Origin of the sequence: Streptomyces yatensis (genome assembly GCF_018069625.1) — a bacterium.
GTDB lineage: Bacteria > Actinomycetota > Actinomycetes > Streptomycetales > Streptomycetaceae > Streptomyces > Streptomyces yatensis.
On record NZ_CP072941.1, the window covers coordinates 8,470,132 to 8,491,861 of the forward strand.

The following is a 21,730-nucleotide window of genomic DNA, read 5'->3' on the forward strand; positions in this document are numbered from 1 at the left end:
AGTGGCGGCTATTGTCGACGCAACCGACATCCGCACCCCCCTTCCGGAGCCATCCGTGGAACGCGTCGTTCAATTCACCGGCCCTCGCCAGGTGGAGGTCGCCGAGCACCCCCGAGCCGAACTTCCCCCCGGACACCTCAGGGTCCGCACCCGCTTCTCGGGCATCTCGGCCGGCACCGAGCTCACCGCCTACCGCGGCACCAACCCGTATCTGACGCGGACCTGGGACCCGGACGCGCGACTGTTCCGCGAGGGTGCGGCCGGTATCCAGTACCCCGTCGCCGGATGGGGCTACTCCGAGGTCGGCGAGGTCGTCGAGGTCGCCCCGGACCTGGCCGGTACCCCGGGCCTGCCGCACCCCGGCGACCTGGTGTGGGGCATCTGGGGACACCGCAGCGAGGGCCTCGTCCCGGCCGAGCGCATGATCGGCCACACGCTGCCCGCCGGGCTGGAGCCCCTGGCCGGTGCCTTCGCCCGCGTCGGCGCCATCGCGTACAACGCCGTCCTGGCCGCCGACATCCACCTCGGCGAGGACGTCGCCGTCTTCGGTCAGGGCGTCATCGGACTGCTCACCACCCGCCTCGCCCAGCTCAACGGCGCACGCGTCACCGCCGTCGACGCGCTGGACAGCCGGCTGGAGACCGCCAAGGCCTACGGCGCCCACCACACCTTCAACGCCATCACCGACCAGGTGGCCGAGCGCATCCGCGACGCCACCGCCGGCCTCGGCGCCGACCTCGCCATCGAGATCAGCGGCGCCTACCCGGCCCTGCACGAGGCCCTGCGCTCGGTCGCCGCCGGCGGCCGCGTGGTGGCGTCCGGCTTCTACCAGGGCGACGGCATCGGCCTGCGCCTGGGCGACGAGTTCCACCACAACCGCGTGCAGCTCATCTGCTCCCAGATCGGCGGCGTCCCCCCGCAGCTGTCCAACCGCTGGAGCGTCGAACGCCTCCAGCAGACCTTCCTGCGCCTGGTCGCCGAGGGACAGGTGGACGTCACCTCCCTGGTGAGCCACACCATCCCCGCCGCCGACGCCGCCGACGCCTATGCGCTGCTGGACGAGCGCCCCGCGGCGGCGCTGCAGGTCGTCCTGGAATTCTGAAAGGGCTCCGCATGCTCAAGACCGCCGTTCAGGAACAACTCCTGCCCGGGGACACCCTGCAGGCCAAGTGGGACGTCGCCCAGGCGGCCGGCTACGACGCCATCGAACTGCGCGCCAAGGGCGACTTCCACTTCGCCTCGCGCCTGGACGAACTGCGGCAGGCACGCAAGGACGGCGTGGTCATGCCGACGGTCTGCGTCGACATGCTCCACTTCCTCGGCGCCTTCGACGAGGCCCTGCGCCGCGACGCCGTCGTCCAGCTGAAGTCCCAGCTGACCGTGATCGCCGAGATCGGCGGCCTGGGCGCCCAGACCCCCGCCTCCTACGGCATGTTCTCGCGCCGGCTGCCCCCCTTCGAGCCCCCGCGCACCGAGGAGGAGGACCGCGAGGTCCTGCTGGCCGGCCTTGCCGAACTCGGCGAGCACGCGCGCAAGGAGGGCGTCACGCTCTTCCTGGAGCCGCTCAACCGGTACGAGGACCACATGGTCAACCGGCTGGAACAGGCCGCGGAGTTGATCCGCGCCACCGGTCTGGACTCGCTCAGGATCGGCATCGACAGCTACCACATGAACATCGAGGAGACCGACCCCGCCGCGGCGATCCTCGCTCACGCCGAGCTGATCGGCCACGCCCAGGTCTCCGACTCCAACCGCTTCCAGCCCGGCGCCGGCCACCTCGACTGGCCCGCCTGGCTCGGCGCCCTGCACACCATCGGCTACGACGGCTACCTCGCCGCCGAATGCCGCCTCACCGGCGAGCCCCTCGAAGCGGTCCGCTCCATCCCCGCGTTCCTGCGGGGGTCCGGCGCGTGACCGTAACTCTGGCCGGACCCGCGCCCACCGCGGCCGCAGCCCTGACACTGCGGCGCGGTGCGGCGCGGGTCCTCATCGAGCACTGGACCGGCGCCTCCACCGTTCCCTCCCGCACCCTCTACCCCCACCAGTGGAGCTGGGACTCCGCCTTCATCGCCATCGGGCTGCGCCACCTCTCGGCCCGCCGCGCCCAGCGGGAACTCGAATCCCTCCTGGCCGGGCAGTGGGCCGACGGACGCATCCCGCACATCGTCTTCAACCCCGCCGTGCCGCACGACGCCTACTTCCCCAGCCCCGACTTCTGGCAGTCCTCCCACGCCGGCCGGGCGGCCGGCGCACCGGCGGCACCCGAGACCTCGGGCATCGTCCAGCCACCGGTGCACGCCCTGGCGGCCTGGCTCGTACACCGGGCGGATCCCGCCGAGTCCCGGCGGCGGGGCTTCCTGCCCCGCGTCTATCCGCGGCTCGTCGCCTGGCACGACTACCTCCGCGCCCGACGAGACCTGGCAGGAGCGGGACTTGCGGCCATCGTGCACCCGTGGGAGCCCGGCATGGACAACAGCCCCTGCTGGGACGAGGCCCTGCGCCGCGTCGACCCGGCCCCGCCCGATGCCTTCCACCGCGCCGACCTGGCCCAAGGCCACCCCGCCGACCGGCCGACCGACCTGGACTACGGGCGCTATGTGCGGCTGGCGACCGACTACCGGCAGGCCCACTACGACGACCGGACGGCCCGGCACCGCTTCGCCGTCGAGGACCCCTGCTTCAACGCCCTGCTGATCGCCAGCGAGCTGGCTCTCGCCGGGATGGCCCGCGACCTGGGTACGGCCGACGCACCGCACACCGCGCGCGCCGACGAGCTCACCCGGCAGCTCGTCACCCGGCTGTGGGACGACACCGCCGGTCTGTTCCGCGTCCGCGACCTGGTCACCGACACCCTCGTCGACGAGCGCGCCGTCACCGGTCTGGTCCCGCTCATCGTTCCGCGGCTGCCGCCCGACCTGGTCGAGCGGCTTCGGGACACGCTCGGCGGCCCGCACTTCAGGGCACCGTCCTCGCGCCTGGTCCCCAGCTACGACCTGACCGGCCCGGCCTTCGACGCCAAGCGCTACTGGCGCGGCCCGGCCTGGTTCAACACCGCCTGGCTGATCCAGCGCGGCCTGCGCACCCACCGCCTGTGGGCGGACGCCGACCGCCTGCGGCACGGCATCCTCGCGGAGGCGGGACGGTCGGGGTTCGCCGAATACGTCGACCCCACCACGGGCGCCGCACGCGGCGCGCGGCCCTTCTCGTGGACCGCGGCCCTCACGTTCGACCTGCTGTGCGCCGACCCCGAGGAGTCCACGCCATGACCGCGGACCACCGCGTCCAGCTGGTGCGCGACGCCACGTTCGCCCACTTGGAGGCCGACGGGGGCATCAGCGGCACCCGCGGCACCACACCCGACGGTCTGTTCCTGCGCGACGCCCGCCACCTCAGCCGCTGGCAGCTGACCGTCGACGGCACCAGCCCCACCACCCTGGTGCCCGCCGCGGCCGAGGCGGACCACACCGCCGCATGTGTCCTGACCCCCCAGGGCACCCGGGACCAGCCGCCCGCCTACACCGTCTTCCGCCGGCAGAGCGTCACCGCGGGCACCTTCACCGAGCACCTGCGGCTGGTCAACAACCGCCCCGGCCCGGTCACCGCCCGCATCGAGCTCACCGTCGACGCCGACTTCGCCGACCTGTTCGAGCTACGCGCCGACGACCGCCACTACGCCAAGCCCGACGGCCGGCACGAGACCCACACCACGGACGACGGGCTCCGCTTCGACTACCGGCGCGCCGACTGGCACGCCCGGACCACCCTCGACTGCCGCCCCGCGCCCGACGCCGTCGACAGCCCGCGGGACGCGCCGCGGCCCACCGCGCGCGCCCTCACCTGGCAGCTGCCACTGGACGGACACGGCGAAGCCCAACTCCACCTCACCGTCCGCGCTCGTCCGCACGGAGCGCCGTCCCACCCGTCCGCCGCGCCACCCGCGCCACGGCGGGCACCGGCACCCGCACCGGTGGACGACCTGACCCGCACCTGCGAGCGGGGCCTGGCCGACGTGGATCTGCTGACCATCGCGGCCACCGGCGTGGACGGCGAGGAGGTGTACGTCCCCGCCGCGGGCATCCCGTGGTTCCTCACCCTGTTCGGCCGCGACTCCCTGCTGACGTCCTACTTCCTGCTGCCGTACCGACCCGGAACGGCCGCCGCGACACTCAGCGCACTCGCCGCCACCCAGGGGCGGCGGTACGACACCTTCAGCGGCGAACAGCCCGGCCGCATCGTCCACGAGACCCGCCACGGAGAGCTGGCCCACTTCCGCCAAGTCCCCTACGGCCGCTACTACGGTGCCGTCGACGCCACTCCGCTCTTCCTCGTCCTGCTCCACGCCCACTACGAGACGACCGGTAACGGCGCGCTCGCCCTGCGGCTGGAGGAGCACGCCCGGCGGGCCGTCGACTGGATGTTCACCGACGGCGGCCTCGACCACCACGGCTACCTCGTCTACCGCCCCGACGCGGGCGGCCTGGTCAACCAGAACTGGAAGGACTCGGCGGGCGCAATCTGCTTCACCGACGGCACCCAGGCCGCGGGCCCCGTGGCGGTCTCCGAGGCCCAGGGATACGCCTACGACGCGCTCGTCCGCACCGCGCGACTGGCCGAGGAGCTGTGGAAGGACGAGCCCTACGCACAACGGCTCCGTACCGCCGCGGCCGGGCTGCGCACCCGCTTCACCTCGGACTTCTGGATGCCGGACGCCGACTTTCCGGCGCTGGCGCTGGACGGCGACGGCCGGCAGGTCGACGCCCTCGCCTCGGACGCCGGCCATCTGCTGTGGTCCGGCATCCTCGACACGGAGCGCGCCCGCCGCGTGGGGCGGCGCCTGCTGGAGCCGGACTTCTTCTCCGGCTGGGCGATCCGCACCCTGGCCGCCGGACAGCGGCCGTACCACCCGCTGTCGTACCACCGTGGCAGCGCCTGGCCGCACGACAACGCCGTCATCGTGCTGGGCCTGGCCCGTCACGGACTCACCGACCAGGTCGCCACCGTCACCAAGGGGCTGGTCGGGGCGGCGGCCCACCACGGAGACCGCCTCCCCGAGGTCATCGCCGGCTACGACCGCTCCGCCACCGCCACACCGGTGCCCTACCCCCATTCCTGCTCGCCGCAGGCGTGGGCCGCCGCGGCACCGTTGGCGCTGCTCACGGCGTCGCGGCAGGTCGCCGTACGGTAGCCCCATAGCGTCCGTTCGGGCCGGGGGCCGGTGCCCCCGTCGGCAGTGACCAAGCCCACGGGGTTCCGGGGGTGTTGGCGCGGGCATGGCCATTACAGTCGGCGCCGTGGACTTCCTCACCGACATCCTGGGCGAGCCCTACCAATCGATCGACCTGCCGCTCGCCGCCGACGACGAGGGCGATGTCGTCGCGACCCTGGTCCGCCGCCGGTCCGCGGATCCCGGCGCCGCGGCCGGAGGCTCCCGCCGAGCGGTGCTCTATGTGCACGGCTTCGTCGACTACTTCTTCCAGACCCACCTGGCCGACTTCTACACCGAGCGCGGCTACGACTTCTACGCACTGGACCTGCGCAAGTACGGCCGCTCACTGCGCCCGCACCACTCGCCGAACTACATTCACGACCTCGACGCCTACGACGAGGAACTCGACGAGGTCGTCCGCATCATCCGCGAGGTCGACGGACACGACACCCTGCTGCTCAACGGCCACTCGACGGGCGGGCTGATCAGCGCCCTGTACGCCGACCGGCGGGCCGGGCAGGGGACGATCGACGCGCTCTTCCTCAACAGCCCGTTCCTGTCCCTGCCCGCTCCCTTGCTGATCCGCACGCTCGGCGCCCCCGTCGTCGACCTCCTCGGACGTCTGGCGGCCACCCGTAAGCTCCCGACCCCGCCCAACCCGCACTACGTGCACAGCCTCCACCGTGACTTCCGGGGCAGTTGGGAGTTCGACCTGACCCTCAAACCGGCCAAGGGCTTCCCCCTCTATGCCGGGTGGCTGGCGGCGATCCAACGGGGGCACCGGCGGGTGCGCCGCGGACTGGGCATCGACTGCCCGGTCCTGGTGATGGCTTCGACCGCCAGCACCGCCACCACCGAATGGGACGACGCCCTGCTCCGCACCGACGGCGTACTGCGCGCCGACGACATCGCCCGCCTCGCACCCCGGCTGGGCCCGCGGGTCACCACGGTGCGCATCCGGGACGGGGTGCACGACCTGGTGCTGTCGCTGCCCGAGGTGCGCGAGCGCATCTTCGCCGAGCTCGATCTCTGGCTCCGCGCCTATCTGCCGGAGCGGGCCGGGTAGTTCGCGGAGGCGTTTCCCCCCGGGCCGGGCGCCGTGGCTCAGTCGTGCGCGGGAAGGGGGCGGTCGGCGATGTCCAGGGCCTCGTCGGCGGGGACGCCCAGCATGCGCAGCATCATCTCCGCCATGGCCGCGGCGGCTTCGTCGCCGCCGGCGTCCGGCTGGGCGAGGTGCAGATCCAGGAGCGCCAGCAGGCTGCCACCCAGGGCGGAGAGGGCGATCTCGGGGCTCGTGAAGGTGAAGCGGCCGGAGGCCGCGCCGGTCTTGAGGTCGCCCAGGGCGCGGGGGGACAGGCCGCGGTCGGAGTGGATGTGTCCGAGCCCGCGATGGCGCAGGATCCGCATGATCTCGGGATGGGTCCGGGCCATCCTGGCGCTGAGCCGCACACCGAACGCGACCCGCTCGGCCGGGTCGTCGACGCCCTCCAGCCGTTCGTCGATCGCCCGGCCGTACTCGTCGAGGGCGTCGAACACCGCCTCGTCGAAGAGGGCGGCCTTGGACTCGAAGTGGTTGTAGAAGGAGCCGAAGCCCACGTCGGCCCGGTCCGCGATCGCCTGGATGCTCACGCTGGTGTCGCCGGACTCGGCCAGTATCTGCCGGGCCGCACGGATGAGCGCCTGCCGGGTCGCGGCGCGGCGCCGTTCGAACCGGTTACTGGGCGGGGCTGACGTCGGCATAAGCCGAGTCTAACCATGACCCGCAGTACTGATGGATTTATCAGAAATCTTCCATGATTCTGTTGACGCGGACTGCGTCAGAGATGATGATTTTATCAATCAACGGGGTGGCCGACCGGAGAGGCACCATGACCGACCTGAAAACAGCCCACCAGGACCTGCACAGCGAGCAGGGCGCCCTGCGGGGCGAACACCCCGGGCGCTCCCGCAACCCGCTGATCAAGGTGGCCGACCTGGCCTGGCTGGAATTCGAGAAGCCCGACCTGGACCGCGCCGAGGTCTTCGCCCGTGACTTCGGCTTCGGCATCGTCGCCCGCGACAAACGGGAGCTGTGGCTGCGCGGCACCTTCGCCGGTTCCGCCTGCATGGTGATCCGTAAGGGGCGTACCTCCCGGTTCATCGGCCCGGCGTTCCGCGCGGCCGAGCGGGCCGACCTCGACCGGCTGGCCCGCGCCACCGGCTCCGCCGTACGGGACGCGAACGTGCCGGGTGGCGGAAAGGCCGTCGATCTGCTCGACCCGTCCGGCTTCCCGGTGCGGGTCGTGCACTGCGCCGAACGGCTGCCCGCACTGCCTGGGCAGCGGCCCCTGCCGCTGAACTTCGGCACGGACCACCGCCGTACGAACGCCGCCCAGCGCCCGCCGCGCGAGCCGTCCCGTATCCAGCGCCTGGGGCATGTGGTGCTGGAGACGCGGGTGTTCGCCCGCGCCCTGGACTGGTACGTGGACACCCTCGGCATGATCGTGTCCGACTTCCTGTTCCTGGACGGTCAGCGCGGACGCGGGCCGACGATGGCGTTCATCCGCTGCGATCTGGGGGGCGTACCGGCCGACCACCACACCCTGGCCATGCATCTGGGCCCCGGTACCGGCTACGTCCACTCCGCGTACCAGGTCACCGACCTCGACGCGATCGCCACCGGCGGCGAGTATCTGAAGGAGCGGGGATACCGCCGCAGTTGGGGCATCGGACGCCACATCCAGGGCAGCCAGCTCTTCGACTACTGGCGCGACCCCGACCACCTCATGCTGGAGCACTTCGCCGACGGCGACCTGTTCTCCTGCGACACCGAGCCCGGCTGGGCGCCGATGTCGGCGAGCGGCCTCGCCCAGTGGGGTCCGCCCGCCACCCGCGACTTCCTCGGCGCCGGCCCTTCGCCCAAGCGGCTCCGGGAGGTCGTGGAGGCCCTGCGCGGCGACAACGACATGGACCCCGCCCGGCTGCTGGGCCTGCTGAAGGCCACCGTCTCCTGACCCCCTTGACCTGACCGCCCTTCCACCTCAATCCCCTCGCAAAGGCCCTGACATGAGTACCAACGTCCTGCGTACCGCCGACGGCTGGTGGGCCGTCCACGGCGACCGCGCTGTCCGTATCGACACCAAGGCGGCCACCACGGCCGAGCTGATCGGCGACCGTGAAGCCGTCCGCGTGGCCGCGCGCGAAGCCTCACACCAGGTCGCCGCCTCCGGTGATCCGGGCACGCCCGTCGCCGACCTGGTGGCGCTCTCCCCGGTCACCACCCCCTGCCGGGTGGTGGCCCAGATGGTCAACTACCGCAGCCACGCCCGCGATTCGGGCTTCACCGGGGCGATCCCGCCCACCTTCTTCCGCAAGGCGTCCAGCTCGGTCAGCGGCCCCGAGGACACCATCGTGCGGCCCTCGCATGTGCAGTTGCTCGACTACGAGATCGAGCTCGGCCTCGTCATGGGGGCGCCGCTGCCGCTGGGCACCGTCGTCACGGAGCAGGATCTCGCCACGTACGTCGCCGGGCTCGTCATCACCAACGACGTCAGCGCCCGCGACGTCCAGCTCACCAAGACGCAGTTCTACGAGAGCAAGTCCTACCCGACCTTCACGCCCACCGGGCCCCGTCTGACCCTGCTGGAGCCGGAGGACTTCGCCCATCTGCTGGGCCTGCGTCTGCAGTTGAGGGTCAACGGCGATCTGCGCCAGGACCGCACCCTGGCCGACATGATCGTCCGCCCCGCCGAGGCGCTGACCCTGCTGGCCCGCTTCCAGAGCCTCGATCCGGGCGACCTGCTCCTGACCGGCACCCCCGGCGGCACGGCCCTGAAGGCCCCGCCCAAGCCGGTCGAGAGGATCAGCGCACTGCTGCCGCCCGCCGTGAAGTGGAAGGCGTTCTTCAAGAGCCAGGCCGGCAACCCGCGCTATCTGCACACGGGCGACCTGATCACGGCCACCATCGCGACCCCCGACGGGCGGATCGACCTCGGCGAGCAACGCACCGCCGTCATGGACGCCCCATCACCCGAGAAGTGAGCCACGCATGACATCGCACCAGGTCGCGCCGGGTCGCGCCGCCCGGACGGCGCCGGTGGTCATCGTCGGGGCGGGCCCGGTCGGTGTCACCACCGCGATCCTGCTCGCCCGCCGCGGGGTGCGCAGCATCCTGCTGGAACGGCACCGCGACGTGTACCCGCTGCCGCGCGCCGTCGCGATGGACGACGAGGTCCGCCGGATCCTCCAGACCATCGGCATCCACGACGCGTTCACGGCCATCGCCCGCCCCGCCAACGGCCTCAGGCTGCTGGACGCCCGGCACCGGGTGATGGCCGAGTTCCGCAGGGACGACCCGCGCGGCCACCACGGCTTCCCCCAGACCACCCTCTACGACCAGCCCGAACTGGAACGGCTGCTGAGGAACGCCCTGGCCCGCCACCCCGAGTGCGAGCTGCGGGCGGGAGTGGAGGTCGTCGCGGTCGAGCAGGACAGCGAATGGGGCGTGAATCGGGACGCGCCCGGTGACGGGCCGGACCGGGTGCGCGTCACGCTGCGCGACGGGACCACGGGCGCGACCGAGCACCTGTGGGCGGACGCCGTCCTGGGCTGCGACGGCGCGGGCAGCCTCACCCGCGACGCGATCGGCGCCGTATGGGAGGACCTGCACTTCGAGGAGACGTGGATGGTCGTGGACGTCCGCACCGATCTGCCGGTGCGAACCTGGGAAGGGGTCGACCAGGTCTGCGACCCGGCCCGAGCGGCGACCTTCATGCGCATCGGCGAGGACCGCTACCGCTGGGAGTTCCGGCTCGGGCCGGGCTCCGAGGACCTGCGGGAGCTCGTGGCGCCCTGGGTGGACGTCCCGGCCGACGGCGACGGCTTCGAGGTGGTACGGCAGGCGCGGTACACCTTCCGGGCCCGCCTCGCCGACCGCTGGCGCCGGGGCCGTGTCTTCCTGCTGGGGGACGCCGCGCATCTGACCCCGCCGTTCATCGGGCAGGGCCTGTGCGCGGGGCTGCGCGACGCCCACAACCTCTCCTGGAAGCTCGCCCGGGTGCTGCGGCAGGGCGCGGACGACCGCCTGCTCGACACCTACCAGAGCGAGCGCAAGCCGCATGCCCGGCGCATGATCCGGCTCGCGGTCGCGACCGGCTGGGCGATGACCGGGGGACAGGACAGGGCCGCCGCCGTACGGCGCGCCGCGCTCGGGGCGGTGTGCCGCATCCCCGCGCTCACCTCGTACGTCTCCGAGAGCGGCCTCAGCCCGGCCCTGACCCGTGGCCCCCTGGTGCACGGCCGCCGCACCGGCCGCCGGCTGACCGGCACCCTCGTTCCCCAGCCGTGGGTGACGGCGGACCGTGGGCGGGCCCGTCTCGACGAGGTGCTCGGCGACTCCTTCGCGGTTCTGTCCGCCGAACCGCCCGCCCCGGCCGTCCGGGCCGTTGCCCAGTCGCTCGGCGCCCGGATCGTCCACCTCGACGCCACGCATGCGGCCCACGACGCCACTCATGCGGCCCGCGATGCCACTCATGCCGCGCGCGACGAACCCACCGCCCTCCACGAGACGACCGTCACCGACGACGGCACCCTCGCCACCTGGCTGCGCACCGGCCGGGCGGACGCCGTCCTGCTGCGCCCGGACCGGGTCGTGATGGACACCGTTCCGGCGGGTGGCGGCGGATTCACGGGTACGTATCGCTGGGCGCCACTGCTGTACACGGCCCGTCGCCCCGTACCCGCCCGACAGCCCAACAGCCCAACGCCCCCGCCGCGCACCCCCTGTTGAGGAGCAGCCCACACGATGAGCTCACCGACCCCGCAGCCCTTCTGGACCCCGGACCCCGCCACCGCGGCCGGCAGCCGTGTCGCGGACTTCGGGCGCCGGTTCGCCCGCCACAGCGGGTTCGCCCGCCACCGCGACGACGTGGACACCACCCACGACCACACCGACTACGCGGCCCTGCACCGCTGGTCCGTCACCGACCTCGAAGGCTTCTGGGGCGCGGTGTGGGAGTACTTCGAGATCGACGCGGCCACGTCCTACGAGCGGGTGCTGGCCGAGGAGACGATGCCCGGCGCCCGCTGGTTCACCGGCGCCACCCTCAACTACACCCAGCACGCCCTGCGGAACCTGAGCGCCGACCGGCCCGCGATCATCGCGCTGGACGAGACCGGCTCCGGCGACAAGATAACCGGCGACCGGCTGCGCGCCCAGGTCGCCTCCGTCGCGGCCACCCTGCGCGAACTCGGTGTAGGGAAGGGGGACCGGGTGGTCGGCTACCTGCCCAACACTCCGCACGCCATCGTCGCCTTCCTCGCCGCCGCGAGCCTCGGCGCGGTGTGGTCGGTGTGCGGCCAGGACTACGCGCCGCGGGCCGCCGCCGACCGCTTCGCGCAGCTGGAGCCGACCGTGCTGGTGGCGGCGGACGGCTACCTCTTCAACGGCACCACGCACGACCGCCGCGACGCGGCCCTCGAACTGGTCCATGCCCTGCCGGGCCTGAAGGCCACGCTGCTGGTGGACCATGTGGGTCTGCCATGGCCGTCGCCGGAGCCGTCTCCCGTACCGGTCGTCCCGTGGGAGGACGCGGTTGGCCGCACCGAGGAGCTGCACTGCACACCGGTGCCGTTCGACCACCCGCTGTGGGTCCTGTTCTCCTCCGGCACCACCGGGCTGCCCAAGGGCATCGTCCACGGCCACGGCGGTGTGCTGCTGGAGCACCTCAAGACCCTGGGCCTGCACTCCGACCTCGGCCCCGGCGACCGGCTGCTCTGGTACACCACCACCCACTGGATGATGTGGAACCTGGCCGTGTCCGCGCTGCTGACCGGCGCCACGACGTGTACGTACGACGGCAGTCCGGCACCGCACTCCAGGCCGGACGTCCTCTGGGAGCTGGCGGCACGTCACCGCGTCACCCTCTTCGGCACCAGCCCGCAATATCTGCTCGGCATGGCCAAGTTCGGCATCGATCCGGCCGCCACGCACGACCTGTCGGCCATCCGCGCCATAGGTTGCACCGGCTCCGCCCTGCCCGCCTCGGCCTACCCCTGGGTGCGGGACCACGTCGGCGCGCACATCCAGCTCGCCTCCGCCAGCGGTGGCACCGATATCGCGTCCGGCTTCGCGGGCAGCGCCGGCACCACCCCGGTCTGGGCGGGGGAGCTGTCCGCACCGAACCTGGGGGTGGCACTGGCCGCGTACGACGCCGAGGGGCGCCCGCTGGTGGACCGGGTCGGCGAGCTGGTGGTCACCCGGCCCATGCCGTCGATGCCGCTGTACTTCTGGAGCGACCCCGACGGCACCCGTTACCGGGAGGCGTACTTCGCCACGTACCCCGGTGTGTGGCGGCACGGCGACTGGATCACGCTCACCTCGCACGGCTCGGTGATCGTGCACGGCCGCTCCGACTCCACCCTCAACCGCAACGGCGTACGGCTGGGCAGTGGCGACATCCACGATGTGGTGGAACGGCTCCCCGAGATCACCGAGGCGTTGGTCATCGGCGCCGAGGAGCCCGACGGCGGGTACTGGATGCCGCTGTTCGCGGTCCTCGCCGACGGCGCCGCGCTCGACGATGCGCTGCGCGAGAGGATCCGCGAGGCGGTCCGCACCGGCGTGTCGCCCCGCCATGTCCCCGACGAGATCCTCACCGTCCCGGGCATTCCGCACACCCGCACCGGCAAGAAGCTCGAAGTGCCGGTCAAACGGCTGCTCCAGGGCGCGCCCGTCGAGCAGATCGTGAACCCCGGCGCGGTCGACAACCCCGGCCTGATCGACTACTTCGCCGCCCTGGGCGCCGAGCGCCGGGCGGCGCGGAGTGCTCCGGCGGGCGAGGCGAGCCGCGCGTAGCCACCCTGGAGGCACAAAAAGGGGCATGAAAAAGGACGGTGCCGGGCGTCCCCTCCCGGCACCGTCCAGGGCCGTGTGCCGCTCACAGCACGGCCCGTCCGAGGGTCAGCCGACCTCCGCGGGCTCCTTCGCGTCCTCTTCGGCCCGCTCCTGGCCGTGCTGGGGCGCGGCGGCCTTGCGGCCGGGCAGGACGGCCAGGACGATCAGGGCGCCGGCGGCCATGATGATGCCGCCGATGAGACTGGTGTGCGCGACACCGTGGGCGAAGGACTCGTGCACCGCGTCCACCAGGGCCTGGGCCTTCTGGGGGCCGCCGCTCGGGCTCTTGGCGATCTGCTCGGCGACCGCGAGGCCACCGCCCACCGACTCCTTGGCGGTGTCCATGGCGTTGTGCGGGAGCTGGTTGCCCACCAGGTCACCCAGCTTGTCCTGGTAGGACGTGCTGAGCAGCGAGCCCAGGAGGGCGATGCCGAGGGAGCCGCCGAGCTCCAGCGAGGTGTCGTTGGCGCCGCCGCCGACGCCCAGTTCGGCCTCGGGGAACGACCCCATGATGGTGTCGGTCGCCGGGGACACGCTCAGTCCGATCGCGAAGCCGAGCAGCAGCAGCGAGGGCAGGAAGTCGGTGTAGTCCGAGCCGTTGTCGATCCGCGTGAGCAGGAACACGCCCACGGCGCCGATGACCATGCCGGGCACGACCATGGCCTTCACCCCGAGCTTCGGGGCCAGCTTCCCGGTGACCGCGGCGCCGACGAACACGCCACCGGCCAGCGGCAGCAGACGAACGCCGGTCTCCAGGGCGTCGTAGCCGAGGACGAACTGCAGGAACTGGGTGGCGTAGTAGATACAGCCGAAGGTGCCGAAGAAGAAGAACAGCACCGCGAGCATGGAGCCGCTGAAGGCGCGCAACGCGAACCTGCGGACGTCCAGCATGGGGTGGGGGTGCCTGAGCTCCCACAGGGCGAAGGCCAGGAAGCCCACGCCCGCGACCACGGCCGCGGTGACCGGGCCTGTGCCCCAGCCGAAGTGCGGGCCCTCGATGATGGCGTAGACGAGCGAGCCGACGGAGACGATCGAGAGCAGACCGCCGATGTAGTCGATCCGGCTCATGCCCTTCGCCTTGGACGGCGGCACCAGGAGGAACGCGGCGATGGCGCCGACGACCGCGATGGGCACGTTGATCAGGAACGTGGAACCCCAGGCGTGGTCCCGCAGCAACCAGCCGGCCACCACGGGGCCGACGGCGATGGCGAGGCCGGAGGTCGCGGTCCAGGCCGTGATGGCCCGTGCCCGCTCACCCTTCGGGAAGATCGCCACCAGCAGGGACAGGGTGGCCGGCATGACCACGGCGGCGCCCACGCCCATGATCGCCCGGGCGGTGATGACCAGGTTGGTCTCGTCGACCTGGCTGCCCATCACGGAACCGCCCGCGAAGATCAGCAGCCCCGTGATGAGGGCGCCGCGGCGGCTGTACTTGTCACCGATCGCGCCGAGCACCAGCATCAGCGCGGCATAGGGGACGGTGTAGCCGTCGACGACCCACTGCAGATCGCTGCTGCTGAGGTGCAGGTCCGTGGTCATATCGGGCGCGGCGACGATCAGGGATGTGTTGGCCATGACCACGATCAGCAGGCTCAGGCACAACACGATCAGTGCCCACCAGCGCCGTGGGTACGGCCCGGTCATCTTCTCGACCGGGGTGTTCGGGACGAGCGGCATCGAAAGCTCCTAGGGAGCGAAGCGGTCGGCTTCGCGGGTCGGCAGGAGCGGTGCGGGCTGCTGCCTTGGCACCGAGGACAGTTACTTGCCCATGGATGTGCAGACTAGTTTATTGCCCATCGGTGTGCAAATATTAGTTGCTCGCCGATGTGCAAGCAGGTGGACCCCCGCGAAGCGGCCTTCGGCCCCCGCACAGCGGCCCTGGGACCCCGCGAAGCGGCCCTGGTGAAGGAGGTTCCGCCGTGCCCAGCCCACGAGCCCTGCCGGCCCCCGGATGCCGCCGGACGCGCACCACACGGACCCGCATCCTCGAAGCGGCCCGCCGGGAACTCGACCGTGATCCCGACAGCAGCCTGGGTGACATCGCCGCGGCCGCCGGGGTGTCGCGCCGTACCGTCTACGGCCACTTCGCCGGGCGGTCCGCGCTGGTCCAGGGGCTCGTGGACGACGCCGCGCAGGCCCTACGGGAGGCGCTCGCCACGGTCGCGCTTCCGGCCCCCGACGCCGCCACCGCCCTGGCGCGCTTCGTCCTCACCCTGTGGCCGGTCGGCGACCGCTACCGCATGCTGCTTCGGCTCGCCCCCCAGGATCTGGGCGCGGAACGGGCCGACCTCCTCGCCCCCGCCCGCGACCTGGCCACCGCGATCATCACCGAGGGCCGGCGGCAGGGCGTCTTCCGTACCAGCCTTCCGCCGTCCGTGCTCGTCCGCGCCGTCGAGGCACACGTTCTGGCGCTCCTGGACTGCGTGAACACCGGCACCTGGACCGACGACGGCACCCGCACGGCCGCCGCCGCCCTGATCGCCGTGGGGGTCGACAGCGACCTCGTCCGGTGCGGTGGCGACCTCGGCCAGTGCGGTGGCGGCGGTCCACATGCCGGAAGCGATCCCGGAACGCGAGGAACGCCGCGTGTCAGAATGGACGTGCCGCTCCCGTCCGCCGTATCCGCCGTACCGCCCCCGAGGTTGTCCGTGACCAAGCCCGCTGCCCGTGTCCCGCAGCGACGCAACGCGCGCTCCAACCGGGCGCGCATCCTGGCCACGGCCCGCAAGGAACTCGGCCGGAACCCGGACATCACACTGGAGGAACTGGCCCGCGCCTCCGGTGTCGTACGGCGCACGCTCTTCGGCCACTTCCCCGGACGCGTCGCACTGCTCGAGGCGCTGGCCGAGGAAGCCTCCGAGGCCCTCCGGGACGCGGCGGTGGCCGGAGCGAAGTCCACGGGCCCCGCCGAGCGGGCGCTCGCGCACTTCGCGTTGTCGATGTGGCCCGTGGGCGACCGCTATCGGATGCTCCTGGCGCTGACCCGGCGCGACCTGGGCGCGGAACGCGTCGCCGAGATCATCAAGCCGGCGCGCGACGAGGTCACGTCCATCCTGGAGCGCGGACAGCGGGACGGCGTCTTCCACACCCATCTGCCCCCCACGGTGCTCAGCGCGGGCCTGGAAGCGCTGACGCTCGCTCTGCTCGAGCAGGTCAACACGGGGGCACTGGAGGACGACGGCACCCGAAGCGCCGTTGCCATGCTCATCGCGGCCGGTGTGCCCGAGCAGCGGGCATGTGCCGTGGTCGAGGACGTCGCCGCCACGGTCACCCGGGAGACCACCGCCGACTGAGCCGTGGCACCGCGACGTGGACGCCGGACCCGGTGCCGGTGCCGGGGGCAGCGAGGTTCACGCCGGATCCTCGGTGGGGGCGGTCCCGGTCGTGGGGTCGGTCGTGGGGGAGGGGCCGGTCTCGGCGCTCCGCGCCTCGTCACCGGGCTGCCGCGGTGCGGCCGGGTGACTAGCATTGAGCCCATGGCACGTCCGGTATAGGGGGGATCGTCCGGTGCTGCGATTGCTGCGATGAGCGGGAGGAAGCGACGATGGCCAGCGAGCTGAAACCCGTGCCCGACCGCGTGTCCTGCGCCTCGCTGGTCGACGCCATGGGCCGGGTCCACGGTCACCGGGCGCATATCGTCGGCCTCGTCAGCCCCGCGCCACGCAAGCTGTTCGGCCCCGCCGCCACGATCGCCTATCTGCCCTACCGCGACGACATCCCGCACGCCGAATTCGGCGATCTCTTCGGCCGGGCGGTGGGCGACCGTCCGGCGGGCACCGTGCTGGTGCTGTCCAGCGGAGGCTATTCAGAGGTGTCCCACGGCGGTGGAACGAAGCTCTCCAGGCTCGAACACACCCATGCCGCCGGCGTCCTGGCGGACGGGCGACTGCGCGACTTCGAGCAACTGGGCGCCTACGGCTTCGCCACCTGGTGCCGGGGAGAGGCGACTCGCTGGGGCGGCGACATCGCCATGCCCTATGCCGTCAACGTCGCGGTGGAAGTGGGCGGCGTATGCGTGGTCCCCGGGGACTACGTCTACGCCGACGCCAGCGGCGCGGTCGTGATCCCGGGCGGAAGCCTGCGGCGGGTGATCGACGAAGCGCTGAAGGTCGAGGCCGAGGATGCCCGTACCGCGGAGGGGATCCTCGGCGAGTACCGGGCGCCCCCGTGAGACACCGATTCCCGTCGAGAGGCAGGGCCGGTCGACGGCCCCCTCGGAGAGATCCTCGGCAACCTCAGCGGTAGTCGGGGTTGGGGTAGTCGAAGCGGCAGCCCGCTTCCCACTCGGAGCGCTGGTTGCCGTGGGCGGGGATGCCGTCGGCCCGCTTGAGCATGGCCCCCAGATGCATCAGATTCCAGGTCATGAAGGCGGTGTTGCGGTTGGTGAAGTCGTTCTCCGGGCCGCCCGAATCCGGGTCCAGGTACGACGGCCCCGGTCCCGCCGCGCCGATCCAGCCCGCGTCGGCCTGCGGCGGGATGGTGTAGCCGAGGTGCTGAAGGCTGTAGAGGACGTTCATCGCGCAGTGCTTCACACCGTCCTCGTTGCCGGTGATCAGGCAGCCGCCGACGCGTCCGTAAAAGGCGTACTGGCCCTTGTCGTTGAGCAGACTCGAGCAGGCGTAGAGACGTTCGATGACTCGTTTGGTCACCGAGCTGTTGTCACCGAGCCAGATCGGCCCCGCCAGCACCAGGATGTCCGCCGCCATCACCCGCTCGTAGAGCACCGGCCAGGCGTCGGTGGCGAATCCGTGTTCGGTCATGTCCGGGTAGATGCCCGTCGCGATGTCGTGGTCGACGGCCCGGAACTCGTCCGTGGTGACGCCGTGCGCATCCATGATCGCGCGACTTCTGTCGATCAGCCCCTGGGTGTTGCTCTGCTGCGGAGAGGGTTTGAGGGTGCAGTTGATGTACAGGGCGGTCAGGTCGTCGAAGCGGTACGCGTCATCGGTCGGGGTGGCGGTGGACGGCGACGCTGCCATGGGGGCTCCTCGTGCGGGACTGCCGGCCCGGCGGGCCGGGCCGGGCTCAGCAGCATCTCGCGAAGATCGCCGTTTGGCGGGGAGCGACACCAGGGGACAGCCGGAGGGAGGCGGTCGCCCCGGGGGACCGGCGCCACGATGGCCAACGGCGCCGCCGGACCGATGAGTTCTCCCGCTCCGGCCGGTCTGCACTCTCGACACGTTGCACACGTTGAACACGTTGACCACGCGACAACGACCGAATAAGGAGCACTGACCGTGCGGAAGATCATCGAGCAGGCGGTAATCACCCTGGACGGCCAGACCAGCACGCCCCAGAACTGGCTCCCCACACGGTGGGCCGGTGAGTTCGAGCAGCTCTCCAGAGACCTGCTCTTCTCCGTCGACGCGCTCCTCTACGGGCGGGTCAGCTATGAGAACCACGCCGAGGTGTGGCCGACCATGGAGGAGGCGTTCGGCGACTACGCGGTCCGGATGAACACCGTCCCCAAGCACGTGGCGTCGCGCACCCTCACCGAGGTGACGTGGAACGCCGCGCTGCTCGGGGACGACGTCGTCGACGCCGTACGCAAGCTCAAGGAACAGCCGGGCGGCGACATCCTCAAGGTCGGCTCCGGCGGCCCGTTCAGCCGGACCCTGCTCGAGCACCGGCTGGTCGACGAGTATCTGTTCTGGCTGTTCCCGGTCATCGCCGGCAGCGGCGAACGGCTCTACGACGGGATCGACACCACGGACTTCGACCTGATCGACGTCAAGCGCCTCACCAACGGCATCCTCGGCCTCACCTATGTCCCGACCGCCCACTGACACCACCGTGCCCCGCCGCGCCACGGCACCGGCGTCCGGTGGACGGAAGGGAGGCCATGAACCACGGCGGCGCGTACCGTGGCAGCGTGGCAAACGAAGACCTCGGGCGGACCCTGCGCCGGCTGCGCCGTCTGGCCTCCCTGACACAGGAAGAGCTGGCCGAGCGCTCCGGCGTGTCCGTCGACGTGATCCGTCAACTCGAACAGGGGCGGAAGCACTCGGCACGCCTCCCCACATTGCACGCGTTGGCGAACGGTCTCGGTGTGGAGCTGACCACCCTTCTGGGCGACCCGCCTGCCGTCTCCTCCACCGGCGAGAACGACGGGCCCCGCTTCGTGGCGGTGCGCCGCGCCATCATGCCCCCGCTCTGGGGACCGGAGCCGGAGCCACCTGGACCTGGCTTCTCGTTGGACCGTCTGCGCGAGCAGATCGCGGACGGCTGGACGCAGTACCACTCCGCCGAGTTCGACACTGTGATGAAGGCCCTGCCGGACGTGATCTCGGACGCGCGCACCGCTACGGCCTCGGCCAATGACGACCGCAGGGCGGGTTTCGCGGCGCTGGCCAAAGCGCTTCAGCTCGCCGGACACGTCGCCGTGCGCATGGGCAAGACCGATCTCGCCCTCATCGGTCTGGAGCGCGCGATAGAGGCTGCGGGCCAGTCCTCCGATCCGCTGCTTCCGCCGATGATCGTCAACTCCACGGCGTGGACCTACCAGCGCCAAGGCCGCCTGGAAGACGCGTTGAGCATTGCCCTCCGTACCGCCGACGACTTGGCGAACGCGGGCCGCACCGACACGGCCGACGGCCTGAAGGTGTGGGGCGCGCTGACCATGAGCGCCGCCACGTCGGCCGCGCGAAGCGGCGACTACGAGCGCGCGGCGGCGATGATGGAGACGGCGGAGAAAGAAGCCGCCCGGGTCTCGAAGCTGCCCGACGGCGGCGACAACCGTATGGTCAGCGTCTTCAGCCCGTCGTCGGTCCGCATCGAACGTGTCCGGCTCGCAGTCCAGTACGGGCACCCGAAGGACGCCTTGGCACTGGCCAAGGGGATGCGGCTGAGCAAGGACACCCCACCGTCCTGGCGGACGTGGCTGCTGCTGGACGTGGCCCGAGCCCATACGGACATCGGCGACGCGGCCGGGGCGGTGAAGACCCTGGAGTCCCTGCGCCGGGTGGCACCGACGTGGATGCAGCACCACACCTTGGCCGTGGCCATCGTGCGCGACCTGTGGGCACTCCCCAACCACCCGCCGGGGCTACGGCCGTTGGCGGAGTTCCTGGGGGTCAGCGCATAGCGTGGTGAAAGTGGGACGTTGCGCCGCTGTCAGCGTTCCCGGTATGTCGCTTACATAAGCGGACAGCGCCCCGGCGGCCGTGCGACCGGCCCGGGGGTTGGCCGATCCGAGGAAGCAGACCGACATGCCGCAACCTACAACGCATGCCCGCCCGACCGGGCGTCCCGGGTACAGCGAGACTCTGCCGCGCGAGCCCGAGAGCGCCGCCACCGCCCGGCGCCTGGTCCGCGTCGCCTTATCCGCCTGGGGCCTGGACGACTTGGCCGAGGACGGAACCCTGATCATCTCCGAGCTGGTGACCAACGCCGTCCGGCACGCGCGGAGAGAAACCATCCGGGTCGTCATCGACCGCCCCGGGGCGGCACGGGTGCGGATCGGTGTCGTGGACTTCTCGAAGGTGCGCCCTGTGCGCAGGGAGCCGAACCTCGGAGACGAGCACGGGCGCGGCTTGACACTCGTGGGGACGCTGGCGACGGACTGGGGCACCGAGCCGCTGCCGTGGGGCAAGCGGGTATGGGCAGAGCTGGGCGGAGAGGTACGGGGATGAGCACGCCCGCAGTGATCCGGCACGAGACGTGGACCCTTCAGCCCGACCGTGAGCCGTGCGCTGGTGGCCGGGTGCCGCCCCGATCGGCCGGTACCGTCGATGGTCGGTACCGCCGCGATCGGGGCGGTGGTGCGTGTGCCGGCCACCGCTCATGGAAGAGGGCCGGGGCCTGTCCTCCATGAGCGGTGTGCCGGCCGGCAGCGGCTACCGTCTGCTGCCGGTCCGACGGCCCGGGCTCACTTCAGATGGCGGGTGAAGAACTGGGCCGCGGCGTCCCCCGCGAACCGCGGGACCCCGGTGTGCCCGCCCATGTTGGCGTGCAAGGACTTCTCCTTGGAGCCGAAGGCGTCGAACAGGTCCAGGGCCGCCTGACGGTCGTTCCCTTCGTCGTCCCACTGCAGCAGGACGTGCAGGGGAATGGTGACCCGCCGGGCCTCCTCGAAGATGGCGCGGGGCACGAAACTCCCGGCGAAGAGACCGGCGGCCACGATGCGCGGCTCGACTACCGCCAGTCGGACGCCAATGGAGATCACTCCTCCCGAGTACCCGACCGGGCCGCCGATCTCGGGCAGCGAAAGGAGGGCGTCCAGGGCGGACTGCCATTCCGGGACTGCCTTGTCGACCAGCGGGAGGACGAAGGCGTCGATGATCTCGTCGCTGACCGTCTCGCCGGCCTCCACCGCCCGGCGCAGGTCGGCGCGGGCCTGCTCGACGGCGGGCCAGCGGGGCCGGTCGCCCATTCCGGGGAGTTCGATGGTGGCCGTGGCGAAACCCTCCGCCGCGGAGTGCTGGGCCCGGGCCACCAGTCGGGGATACATCTTGCCCAGCCCGAGGGGAGCGGGGCCGAGCAGGATCAGCGGCACCGGTGTGGAGGTGGACGCGGATGTGGGGGTCCACAGGATGCCGGGGATGTCGCCGAGGGTGAATTCGCGCTCGAGGACGCCGTCGTCGAGGCGCTGTTCGGAAGTGAATTGCATGGTCGTGCCTTTCGGGAGTCGCTTGAACGGCGCTCCCGGACGA

18 protein-coding genes and 1 pseudogene are annotated in these 21,730 nt (G+C 71.7%); 15 read left to right on the top strand and 4 right to left on the bottom strand.

Annotated elements, in window-relative coordinates; genetic code table 11:
• The first annotated feature begins 55 nt into the window (after positions 1-55).
• The 5 genes from J8403_RS35425 (at position 56) to J8403_RS35445 (ending at position 6,272) form a co-directional block, all read left to right on the top strand.
• Positions 56-1,102: a zinc-dependent alcohol dehydrogenase gene (locus J8403_RS35425; protein WP_211126709.1), complete on the top strand. Its 1,047-nt coding sequence runs from the start codon at positions 56-58 to the stop codon at positions 1,100-1,102.
• 11 nt (positions 1,103-1,113) lie between these two features.
• The gene (locus J8403_RS35430; protein WP_211126710.1) at positions 1,114-1,914 is read left to right on the top strand and encodes a sugar phosphate isomerase/epimerase family protein; all 801 of its coding nucleotides are present in this window, start codon (positions 1,114-1,116) and stop codon (positions 1,912-1,914) included.
• Positions 1,842-3,266 carry an MGH1-like glycoside hydrolase domain-containing protein gene (locus J8403_RS35435; RefSeq protein WP_425519856.1) on the top strand — a complete coding sequence of 475 codons (1,425 nt, stop codon included), beginning with the start codon at positions 1,842-1,844 and terminating at the stop codon, positions 3,264-3,266. Before J8403_RS35430 ends, J8403_RS35435 begins: the two co-directional genes overlap by 73 nt.
• A complete protein-coding gene (locus J8403_RS35440; RefSeq protein WP_211126712.1) occupies positions 3,263-5,185 on the top strand; it encodes an amylo-alpha-1,6-glucosidase in 1,923 nt (640 codons plus the stop codon). Before J8403_RS35435 ends, J8403_RS35440 begins: the two co-directional genes overlap by 4 nt.
• 85 nt (positions 5,186-5,270) lie before the next feature.
• On the top strand, positions 5,271-6,272 hold the full coding sequence (locus J8403_RS35445) for an alpha/beta hydrolase (protein ID WP_211126713.1): 1,002 nt from the start codon (positions 5,271-5,273) through the stop codon (positions 6,270-6,272).
• 38 nt (positions 6,273-6,310) lie between these two features.
• Here J8403_RS35445 and J8403_RS35450 read toward each other — a convergent pair whose 3' ends face one another.
• Positions 6,311-6,946, bottom strand: a complete 636-nt coding sequence (locus J8403_RS35450; protein ID WP_211126714.1) for a TetR/AcrR family transcriptional regulator — start codon at positions 6,944-6,946, stop codon at positions 6,311-6,313.
• 128 nt (positions 6,947-7,074) lie between these two features.
• On the opposite strand from J8403_RS35450, the gene J8403_RS35455 reads away from it, so the two are divergent.
• The 4 genes from J8403_RS35455 to J8403_RS35470 are packed head-to-tail and all read left to right on the top strand — an operon-like array spanning position 7,075 to position 13,040.
• On the top strand, positions 7,075-8,199 hold the full coding sequence (locus J8403_RS35455) for a VOC family protein (protein ID WP_211126715.1): 1,125 nt from the start codon (positions 7,075-7,077) through the stop codon (positions 8,197-8,199).
• Between the two features lie 52 nt (positions 8,200-8,251).
• Positions 8,252-9,226, top strand: a complete 975-nt coding sequence (locus tag J8403_RS35460; protein WP_211126716.1) for a fumarylacetoacetate hydrolase family protein — start codon at positions 8,252-8,254, stop codon at positions 9,224-9,226.
• A 7-nt stretch (positions 9,227-9,233) separates the two neighbouring features.
• On the top strand, positions 9,234-10,973 hold the full coding sequence (gene mhpA, locus J8403_RS35465; protein ID WP_211126717.1) for a bifunctional 3-(3-hydroxy-phenyl)propionate/3-hydroxycinnamic acid hydroxylase MhpA: 1,740 nt from the start codon (positions 9,234-9,236) through the stop codon (positions 10,971-10,973).
• Between the two features lie 15 nt (positions 10,974-10,988).
• Entirely contained in the window at positions 10,989-13,040 is a 2,052-nt protein-coding gene (locus J8403_RS35470; protein WP_211126718.1) for an acetoacetate--CoA ligase, read from the top strand.
• A gap of 105 nt (positions 13,041-13,145) precedes the next feature.
• On the opposite strand, the gene J8403_RS35475 is transcribed toward J8403_RS35470, so the two are convergent.
• On the bottom strand, positions 13,146-14,756 hold the full coding sequence (locus J8403_RS35475; protein WP_211126719.1) for an MFS transporter: 1,611 nt from the start codon (positions 14,754-14,756) through the stop codon (positions 13,146-13,148).
• A 242-nt stretch (positions 14,757-14,998) separates the two neighbouring features.
• Here J8403_RS35475 and J8403_RS44030 point away from each other — a divergent pair.
• The 3 genes and pseudogenes from J8403_RS44030 to J8403_RS35490 form a co-directional block, all read left to right on the top strand.
• Positions 14,999-15,130: pseudogene (locus tag J8403_RS44030) on the top strand (hypothetical protein); the annotation flags it as partial.
• A gap of 597 nt (positions 15,131-15,727) precedes the next feature.
• A complete protein-coding gene (locus J8403_RS35485) occupies positions 15,728-16,372 on the top strand; it encodes a TetR family transcriptional regulator (protein ID WP_211128595.1) in 645 nt (214 codons plus the stop codon).
• A 251-nt stretch (positions 16,373-16,623) separates the two neighbouring features.
• Positions 16,624-17,250 carry an RraA family protein gene (locus J8403_RS35490; protein ID WP_211126720.1) on the top strand — a complete coding sequence of 209 codons (627 nt, stop codon included), beginning with the start codon at positions 16,624-16,626 and terminating at the stop codon, positions 17,248-17,250.
• Positions 17,251-17,314: 64 nt separating this feature from the next.
• Here J8403_RS35490 and J8403_RS35495 read toward each other — a convergent pair whose 3' ends face one another.
• Positions 17,315-18,058: a flavodoxin family protein gene (locus J8403_RS35495; RefSeq protein ID WP_211126721.1), complete on the bottom strand. Its 744-nt coding sequence runs from the start codon at positions 18,056-18,058 to the stop codon at positions 17,315-17,317.
• A gap of 258 nt (positions 18,059-18,316) precedes the next feature.
• Here J8403_RS35495 and J8403_RS35500 point away from each other — a divergent pair, with 258 nt between their 5' ends.
• From J8403_RS35500 to J8403_RS35510, 3 genes are all read left to right on the top strand, one after another.
• Complete coding sequence (locus J8403_RS35500; RefSeq protein ID WP_211126722.1) at positions 18,317-18,865, top strand: dihydrofolate reductase family protein; 549 nt, start codon at positions 18,317-18,319, stop codon at positions 18,863-18,865.
• 86 nt (positions 18,866-18,951) lie between these two features.
• Positions 18,952-20,163 carry a helix-turn-helix domain-containing protein gene (locus J8403_RS35505; RefSeq protein ID WP_211126723.1) on the top strand — a complete coding sequence of 404 codons (1,212 nt, stop codon included), beginning with the start codon at positions 18,952-18,954 and terminating at the stop codon, positions 20,161-20,163.
• 124 nt (positions 20,164-20,287) lie between these two features.
• The gene (locus J8403_RS35510) at positions 20,288-20,710 is read left to right on the top strand and encodes an ATP-binding protein (protein WP_211126724.1); all 423 of its coding nucleotides are present in this window, start codon (positions 20,288-20,290) and stop codon (positions 20,708-20,710) included.
• 236 nt (positions 20,711-20,946) lie between these two features.
• On the opposite strand, the gene J8403_RS35515 is transcribed toward J8403_RS35510, so the two are convergent.
• Positions 20,947-21,687 carry an alpha/beta hydrolase gene (locus J8403_RS35515; protein WP_211126725.1) on the bottom strand — a complete coding sequence of 247 codons (741 nt, stop codon included), beginning with the start codon at positions 21,685-21,687 and terminating at the stop codon, positions 20,947-20,949.
• Positions 21,688-21,730 lie beyond the last annotated feature (43 nt).

Coding starts and splice junctions, on each gene's coding strand:
- J8403_RS35495 (WP_211126721.1), bottom strand. CDS start 18,058: ATGGCAGCGTCGCCGTCCACCGCCACCCCGACCGATGACGCGTACCGC.
- J8403_RS35475 (WP_211126719.1), bottom strand. CDS start 14,756: ATGCCGCTCGTCCCGAACACCCCGGTCGAGAAGATGACCGGGCCGTAC.
- J8403_RS35510 (WP_211126724.1), top strand. CDS start 20,288: ATGCCGCAACCTACAACGCATGCCCGCCCGACCGGGCGTCCCGGGTAC.
- J8403_RS35435 (WP_425519856.1), top strand. CDS start 1,842: ATGCCGCCTCACCGGCGAGCCCCTCGAAGCGGTCCGCTCCATCCCCGC.
- J8403_RS35515 (WP_211126725.1), bottom strand. CDS start 21,687: ATGCAATTCACTTCCGAACAGCGCCTCGACGACGGCGTCCTCGAGCGC.
- J8403_RS35490 (WP_211126720.1), top strand. CDS start 16,624: ATGGCCAGCGAGCTGAAACCCGTGCCCGACCGCGTGTCCTGCGCCTCG.
- J8403_RS35445 (WP_211126713.1), top strand. CDS start 5,271: ATGGCCATTACAGTCGGCGCCGTGGACTTCCTCACCGACATCCTGGGC.
- J8403_RS35450 (WP_211126714.1), bottom strand. CDS start 6,946: ATGCCGACGTCAGCCCCGCCCAGTAACCGGTTCGAACGGCGCCGCGCC.
- J8403_RS35440 (WP_211126712.1), top strand. CDS start 3,263: ATGACCGCGGACCACCGCGTCCAGCTGGTGCGCGACGCCACGTTCGCC.
- J8403_RS35460 (WP_211126716.1), top strand. CDS start 8,252: ATGAGTACCAACGTCCTGCGTACCGCCGACGGCTGGTGGGCCGTCCAC.
- mhpA (WP_211126717.1), top strand. CDS start 9,234: ATGACATCGCACCAGGTCGCGCCGGGTCGCGCCGCCCGGACGGCGCCG.
- J8403_RS35470 (WP_211126718.1), top strand. CDS start 10,989: ATGAGCTCACCGACCCCGCAGCCCTTCTGGACCCCGGACCCCGCCACC.
- J8403_RS35455 (WP_211126715.1), top strand. CDS start 7,075: ATGACCGACCTGAAAACAGCCCACCAGGACCTGCACAGCGAGCAGGGC.
- J8403_RS35430 (WP_211126710.1), top strand. CDS start 1,114: ATGCTCAAGACCGCCGTTCAGGAACAACTCCTGCCCGGGGACACCCTG.